This is a genomic window from Paraburkholderia sp. FW306-2-2C-D06C, assembly GCF_058781505.1.
Window position 1 is genome coordinate 1 of sequence record NZ_JBYSWU010000136.1, and the last position, 993, is coordinate 993.

The 993-nt window shown below is 58.3% G+C and carries 2 protein-coding genes; both read right to left on the reverse strand.

All coding sequences use genetic code 11. From position 1 onward, the window contains the following. Window positions 1-163: 163 nt before the first annotated feature. On the reverse strand, window positions 164-511 hold the full coding sequence (gene tnpB / locus AC3WLT_RS37185) for an IS66 family insertion sequence element accessory protein TnpB (RefSeq protein ID WP_492596528.1): 348 nt from the start codon (window positions 509-511) through the stop codon (window positions 164-166). After that, entirely contained in the window at window positions 508-909 is a 402-nt protein-coding gene (gene tnpA, locus AC3WLT_RS37190; RefSeq protein WP_492596527.1) for an IS66-like element accessory protein TnpA, read from the reverse strand. Before tnpA ends, tnpB begins: the two co-directional genes overlap by 4 nt. Window positions 910-993 lie beyond the last annotated feature (84 nt).

Below are 993 nucleotides of genomic sequence, written 5' to 3' on the forward strand. Positions count from 1 at the left end.
CCTGCAATTCAACGACCCGCTGCGCGTTTGCATGAGCCGACGCCGCATGCGCGCGCACCAGCGCCTTCAGCGCATCAATGTCGTCGGGCAGGTCGGTATCGGTCAGATCCATTGCGACAGTTTACGACCATCTGCTGCACGCGGATCATCGGGTAACAGACGTTTACAAAGCGCTGCGCGGGCGTGCCACATCGACCGGCTGTCGCCAGTCAAACCCTTCGAGCAGCAATGCAAGTTGGGCGGTCGTCAGGGCCACGACGCCGGCGTCGGCACGGGGCCATGCAAAACGCCCCTTCTCAAGACGCTTTGCAAGTAAACATAGGCCGCCATCGCTCCAGTAGAGACACTTCAGCAGATCGCCACGCTTGCCGCGGAACACAAATATATGCCCCGAATACGGCTCCTTCTCGAGTACGGTCTGAACCTTCGCAGATAGCGAGTTGAACCCGGAGCGCATGTCGGTCACGCCAGCTGCAATCCAGATGCGGGTATTCTGTGGAAGTGCAATCACTTCAGGCAATCCCGAAGAAACTGCTCGGCGCGATCCATTGAAAGACCGGAGATGCGAACGCGCCGCTTACCGATCTCGATTTCGATCTCGCAACCTGGTGGCGTCGCAGCTACCGCCGGCATTTGCTGATCTTGCGATGATGCGTGGCTCCCGGCATCTTCCCCGGGAAGATCAACTACATCGACAGGCAACAGCGCCAGCGACGGCTCCGATGTTGCCAGCCGCGCTGCCAGTGAACTTCGCCGCCACTGCGAAACCATATTGGCATTTAAACCATGCGTGAGAGCTACCTCGGCAATTGAGCGACTCGGATCGTTCGCTTCAGCGACTACCGTTTCCCGGAACTCCCTCGTGTAGTTCTTCGATCCCGGTCGCCGTCCTCGTGCCATTTGCTTCATCGATCTGATCCCCATCACATCTGATGGGAATCAGATTGCCCCAGTCCCGCCATTACGAACAGACGGTACAGATCGAGTGCTTAC